This is a genomic window from Floricoccus penangensis, assembly GCF_001832885.1.
Classification (GTDB): domain Bacteria; phylum Bacillota; class Bacilli; order Lactobacillales; family Streptococcaceae; genus Floricoccus; species Floricoccus penangensis.
Genome location: NZ_MKIQ01000021.1, coordinates 1 through 1806, shown reverse-complemented (window position 1 = coordinate 1806; position 1806 = coordinate 1). Strand labels below are relative to the sequence as shown.

At 25.4% G+C, this 1806-nt stretch carries 1 tRNA gene and 1 rRNA gene; both read left to right on the top strand.

The features are described from left to right. Nucleotides 1–69: 69 nt before the first annotated feature. A 5S ribosomal RNA gene (gene rrf, locus BG262_RS03290) occupies nt 70–185 on the top strand. Nucleotides 186–243: 58 nt separating this feature from the next. After that, a tRNA-Asn gene (locus BG262_RS03285) sits at nt 244–317 on the top strand. Nucleotides 318–1806 lie beyond the last annotated feature (1489 nt).

Sequence of the window (1806 nt, the reverse complement as noted above, 5' to 3'; positions counted from 1 at the left end):
ATAGAAGTTTATGGAAGTTATATGAAGAAATTATTCAATTTTGAGTGATTGAAAAACAATTACGCATAGTTTGGTGCCAATAGCATGAGAGATACACCTGGTTACATGCCGAACCCAGAAGTTAAGTCTCATAACGCCGGAAGTAGTTGGGGGTTGCCCCCTGTGAGATATGGTAGGTGCCAAGCGAATATTTGATAAGACTTTCTTGAGCAATTGAGAATTTTTTATTATATTCAATAGTATTCCGGCATAGCTCAGTTGGTAGTAGCGCATGACTGTTAATCATGATGTCGTAGGTTCGAGTCCTACTGCCGGAGTAATATTATCTTGTACTTCTTCTGAAGTACTTTTTTTGTGCAAAATTTTGGCTTTTGTATAGTGTATGCTGGCTTACTTGATATTCTATTTTTAGCCCTATCAATGTATATTATATATATCTATTGAGTCTGAATCGCGAATTGAATTGAAAATTAGTGAAGGTTAGTAAATGCAAAGTTTTTTTAAATTTTTAGATAGTTATATTGAATCGTTTATGCTTGATATATAATAAATATTTTATTAGTCAATTATAATTAGGGATAGAATTATTTAATATTGTATTTTTTAAAGTTTACCATTTATTGTAAGTATTATGAATTTGGATAAAAGAAGAATAGAAGTAGTTGGAAGAATAGTCATGTTATTTTTTAATTTATTAATTATGTTTATTTAAAAGAGGATATATTGATTTAATATATTTTTCAAAAAGGAAATGATAGTTGACTTGTTGAAGTACTAGGTTTAGAATCTATCTATCATAGGTTTGAGACCTATACTGCAGTTCAAAAACTTGTTAATGGTATGATTTCAAGACAAAATTATCTTCTAATGTATTATGTTAGGAAGTATCAAAATTAATTGAATTCACTAAGCTTAATTAGAATGTAATATATAGTTATACATAATGTTTTCTATGACAACTAAGTTTATACGATTTATATTTTTTTATAGCAGAGATAAAATTAGTAAAAAATTTGGGAAATAAATTAAGTTTATTTTATATTTTTATTTATAATAAGTTCAAATTAAATTCTAAGAAACTATATATAGAAAATGAAATTTTCATAAGGCAGTTACATATTGATAAAGTTGAATTTTTTTCTATACATTAAAAATATCTAAAATAAGTTTTTAGTAAAAATTAGTAGTTTTATAGATAAACTAAGTTAAAAGTATTTTTATCTTTAAATTATTGTAAAGGATTTAAAGTTTTTCGGGGGTATACAGTAGTCTCCATATCATTATTAGGCTTGATAATTTAATATCTGAGTATATAACAGTTCCTACGTTTATATTTTTGGATTTTATTTTCAAATTTTTTAATATAAAAACCACTCAGTAGAATTTCAAAAATGAAAGACCTACGAATAACTGACAAGTATAGTGTTTATTATCTGTTTTAAATTGATATTCTTTAATTAAGTAATGTAGTTAAATGAGAGTACAACTGATAATGTTGAAAGAATTACTAAGAACCCAACTATTTAATATTATTTTTATCAAATATTTTTTATAAAAGTAGTATTGAACAAATTCATTCTATGAAATGAATTTTGTACTTATCTTTATTATTAGTGGTCAAAGTTTTCTTTGTGTAAAAGCTTTGAATAGCCTCTGTTTTGCTACTAAGAAAAAACTTGTGAAAAAGTTTTAAAAAGTAGTTGACAAAGATAAAGTCTGATGATAGAATAATGAAGTTGTCTCGAGAGAGCGACAAGTCGAAATAACTGGTTGTTAAAAAAACTTTAAAAAAGTAGTTGACAACGA